Below are 4,179 nucleotides of genomic sequence, written 5' to 3' on the forward strand. Positions count from 1 at the left end.
TCATTGGAAAACAAATCACTAAAAACGTTGTATAGTGAAGGGCTTTATGATGATAATGCGAAAAAGTGGCAGGAAGCATTTCCATTAAAAGAGCAGTTTGAAAAGAAAAAACAAGTAGTAGAACAGTAATGCTAAAACATGAACAAATAAGAAGAACATTATATTAGTTAATTCTGTGGTTAAGGAGTGAGAAACAATGACAAAGTATACGATTGTTGATCAAGAAACATGCATTGCTTGCGGTGCTTGTAGTGGTGTCGCACCCGATATATATGATCATACTGACGATGGCATATCCTATGTAACTCTTGATCAGAATGAAGGGATAGTAGAAGTTCCAGAAGATCTATTTGATGATTTAGAGGATGCATATGAAGGTTGTCCAAGTGAATCAATCAAAGTTTCAGATAATCCATTCCATGGAAATCCAGTAAAGTATGAAGAAGCTATGTAATATTGCGTATTTATACATGCTGAAAATTAATGATTGCTATTAAGTTTTATCAATTTCAAAAGTAGGTGTAATTGATAAAACTATAATAATTTTATGCATATAGAAAGAAAATAGTGAATGGGGTAGTTAAAATGTACACAGAAGACGAAGTTTTCGATATTACGATAATTGGCGGAGGACCAGTTGGGTTATTTACGGCATTTTACGCTGGACTTCGTCAGGCGCGAGTGAAAATTATTGAAAGTTTGCCGCAGCTAGGCGGCCAACTTTCTGCTCTATATCCTGAAAAGTATATTTACGACGTAGCAGGTTTCCCTAAAATTACTGGCCAAAAATTAGTTGATAATTTAACGGAGCAAATGAGTCATTTCAATCCGGTAATAGCTCTAAATGAAGCAGTTGAAAAACTAGTAAAGCAACCTGATGGAGTATTTAAGATCACAACAAATAGTACAGATCATTTTTCGAAGACAATTATTATTACAGCAGGAAATGGTGCATTTAATCCCAGGAAACTTGGGTTGGAAACAGCGGACAAATACGAAGGGAAAAATCTGCATTACTTTGTAAGTGATATGCAGAAATTTGCTGGAAAAAAGGTTCAGCTATTTGGAGGTGGGGATTCAGCCGTTGATTGGGCACTCATGCTTGAACCGATAGCAAAAGAGGTGACACTTACACATAGACGCGATAAATTCCGTGCGCATGAACACAGTGTGGAATTGTTAAAGAACTCTCAAGTTAAAGTTATGACTCCTTATGTACCACTAGATTTTATTGGTGAGGACGAGATTGAATCTGTCGTACTCGAGCATGTAAAAGGTGAAGGTACACAAAGCGTCGAAGTCGATGATGTAATCGTAAATTATGGATTTATCTCATCGCTAGGTTCAATAAAGAATTGGGGGCTTGAAATTGAGAAAAACAGTATAGTGGTTAATTCAAAAATGGAGACAAATATTGCTGGAATTTATGCTGCCGGAGATATTTGTACATATGAGGGCAAAGTGAAGCTTATCGCTACTGGTTTTGGAGAAGCACCTACAGCAGTTGGTAATGCAAAGGTATATATCGATCCCAGTTCGAAAGTTCAAGCCCCACATAGCACGAGTGTTATGGGAGAGAGTGAAGATAAAATAGTTTCCGTTACACTTTAATTGTAGTGAAAAAAATTAATCGAAACGAGGTTTATCTCGATTTTGATTAATTTTTTTTGCGAAATATTTACTAGTCAAGTGTTTCTAGCGGATATTCATTAACCAATATAATCAAAGGAGAGAATTGTAATGATTACTAAAGTTGAACATATAGCAATTATTGTAAAAGATATGGAGAAATCCATTTTATTTTATTCGGAAGTATTTGGTTTTAAAGTACGTTTAAGGGGTAAAAACGCCAATCGAGAAATGGCATTTTTATATTTAGGAACACAACCCGATACCGAGATTGAATTAATTAGAGATATTGAACCAATAGGTGAATATACAAGAAGTGGAATTGTAAATCATCTTGCCTTTACAGTAAAAGATATCAATCAATCTATTCAATACTTTAAAAATAAAGGGATTGATTTTATATCAAGTGTTCCCCAACCAACACTTGAAGGAGGGCGTATGATTTTATTTTATGGTCCGAACGATGAACTTTTACAATTGGTGGAGCGAATAAATGCTTAAGTAAAGGTAGTGCATGCCGATCTTTGTAAACACAGTTTGATATATATTTAATTAGAGGTTTGGTAAGTTGTGAAGTATATAATGAAAAAGGTTTAACTTACCTAACCAATTAGTTGCACGTAGTTGAAGTATAAATAAACATTTGGCATAAGAGTGTCTGGAATCTCAGTAGTGATTACTAGTACCAGTAATGGTGGTGCAAGTTATTACTCTATGGTCTCAGATGCTTTTTAGTTCTTCTGTCATTTGTGTACTAATAGTACAGAATTTTCGATTCTTTTGAGCCTAATGAGCAGTAGTTTAAATATTGCGAATGCTTTAATATGAAAAATAGATAAAATTATTAATCTAAAATGATGTGTAAGCTTTAAGTGCAACACATTTTTATCAATTGGATAAATTAGTTGTTGGTATATCACGAGTAGATTAATAGCCTTTATTATTACCAATGAAATTTGAGCGTTATAATGTGAAACAAATTAGTAAGGAGGAGGAATTTAGTTATGACAATTCAAATAAAAGATCAAAAACAAAATCAGCTAGATCAAGTTTTGACCGAAATTCGTGCTCGGCGTGGAGAATTTGAACAAAAGAGACACGTACCTAAGGATATGATAGCTCAACTAAAAAAATTAGGCGTTTATAGTGCGCATTCACCGCAGTGTTTTAATGGAGATGGGAGCTCACCAATGGAGTTCCTTAAATTGATTGAAAGTATTTCCGAAGCGGATGGTTCGGCTGGTTGGGTAGCAAGCTTTGGTTCTGCGGCAGTCTATCTTGCAGCTTTACCAAAAGAGACACTTGTTAAACTTTATGCAAATGGTCCAAACGTTGCGTTTGCAGGTGGTTTATTTCCGGTTCAGCCAGCAAAGAGAGTGAATGGTGGATGGGTTGTTAACGGTCTTTGGAAGTTTGCTAGTGGATGTAAAGGGGCTGACATTCTTGGTGTTGGTATAGGAACTGGGGAAGGCGGTAAACCACTCACAGCTGTACTAAAGCCAGAAGATGTTGACATCATTGAGAACTGGGAAGTGATCGGAATGCGTGGAACTGGAAGTCATGATTTGCGCGTGAAAGATGTCTTTGTTCCAGATGAATGGACATTCGTTCGAGGTGGGACTCCGACTATTGCAGAGCCGATCTCACAATTCCCATCTATTGCCTACGCGGCACAAGTATTAGCTGTGGTTAATCTTGGCGTAGCACGAGCTGCACTTGATGAAATTACTCTGATGGCGGGTCGCTCTGGTATTACGGGTGCACCGAAAATGGCGGATAGGGCATATGTTCGAATGTCAGTTGCCAAAGCAGAAGCTAGGCTAAGATCAGCACGCGCATTTTTCTACGAAGCCACCGAATCTGCTTGGGAATCAATTCTTAAAGGGGAGGGTGTTTCCGCAGACCAAACAAGCACGCTACGTTTGGCAGCCGCCCATGCTGCACGCGAAGGTGCAAGCGCTGTTCAATCAGCTTATTTGCTTGCAGGTACTTCAGCTATTTACGACGGGCATCCGTTGCAACGATACCTTCGCGATGCGATGGTCGTCACTCAGCACGCGTTCCTGAACGAAAGCATGTACGATGGGGCAGGGTCAATCCACTTAGGCGTACCACCTATGAAAGGCTTTATTTGATTAGAGTAATTAATATATTATAAGTATCCTATATATTAGTGTTTTTAAACAACTAAGCGGATACCATCCAGAGATATACAAAAGTAAGAGTGACGAGCATGTTGTAAATCTAAATGATTCAACGCTATAAATACTAATTAACAAATAGTTTCAAATGAAAACGCTATCATTTTTAGGGGCAAAAATATGCATTCTTCGATAGTCATTCTTGAACAGTATCCATTTGATAACAGAATATTGTTTCAGAGAAACTAAAAATAAAAATTTAGGGGGAAATACGATGTTAACACCAGAAGATAACCAGTTACTAACTCAAACAGATGCAGGAACACCGATGGGTGACGTGTTTCGGAGATATTGGATACCAGCACTTCAAACAGAGGAGCTGGTAAGTGACGGCAAGCCACAACGCGTG

General features: G+C 37.5%; 4 protein-coding genes. All 4 read left to right on the plus strand.

Going from position 1 to position 4,179, the window contains the following annotated elements; all coding sequences use genetic code 11:
• Positions 1-196 precede the first annotated feature (196 nt).
• The 4 genes from CSV61_RS16335 to CSV61_RS16350 all read left to right on the plus strand — a co-directional run bounded on the left by CSV61_RS16335 (position 197) and on the right by CSV61_RS16350 (position 3,764).
• Positions 197-454, plus strand: a complete 258-nt coding sequence (locus tag CSV61_RS16335) for a ferredoxin (protein WP_099640084.1) — start codon at positions 197-199, stop codon at positions 452-454.
• Between the two features lie 131 nt (positions 455-585).
• Complete coding sequence (locus tag CSV61_RS16340) at positions 586-1,611, plus strand: NAD(P)/FAD-dependent oxidoreductase (protein WP_099640085.1); 1,026 nt, start codon at positions 586-588, stop codon at positions 1,609-1,611.
• A gap of 129 nt (positions 1,612-1,740) precedes the next feature.
• On the plus strand, positions 1,741-2,130 hold the full coding sequence (locus CSV61_RS16345) for a VOC family protein (RefSeq protein WP_099640086.1): 390 nt from the start codon (positions 1,741-1,743) through the stop codon (positions 2,128-2,130).
• 503 nt (positions 2,131-2,633) lie between these two features.
• Positions 2,634-3,764: an acyl-CoA dehydrogenase family protein gene (locus CSV61_RS16350; RefSeq protein ID WP_099640087.1), complete on the plus strand. Its 1,131-nt coding sequence runs from the start codon at positions 2,634-2,636 to the stop codon at positions 3,762-3,764.
• Positions 3,765-4,179: the final 415 nt, after the last annotated feature.

Origin of the sequence: Sporosarcina sp. P3 (genome assembly GCF_002743415.1) — a bacterium.
Taxonomy (GTDB): domain Bacteria; phylum Bacillota; class Bacilli; order Bacillales_A; family Planococcaceae; genus Sporosarcina; species Sporosarcina ureae_A.

Coding starts and splice junctions, on each gene's coding strand:
- CSV61_RS16335 (WP_099640084.1), top strand. CDS start 197: ATGACAAAGTATACGATTGTTGATCAAGAAACATGCATTGCTTGCGGT.
- CSV61_RS16340 (WP_099640085.1), top strand. CDS start 586: ATGTACACAGAAGACGAAGTTTTCGATATTACGATAATTGGCGGAGGA.
- CSV61_RS16345 (WP_099640086.1), top strand. CDS start 1,741: ATGATTACTAAAGTTGAACATATAGCAATTATTGTAAAAGATATGGAG.
- CSV61_RS16350 (WP_099640087.1), top strand. CDS start 2,634: ATGACAATTCAAATAAAAGATCAAAAACAAAATCAGCTAGATCAAGTT.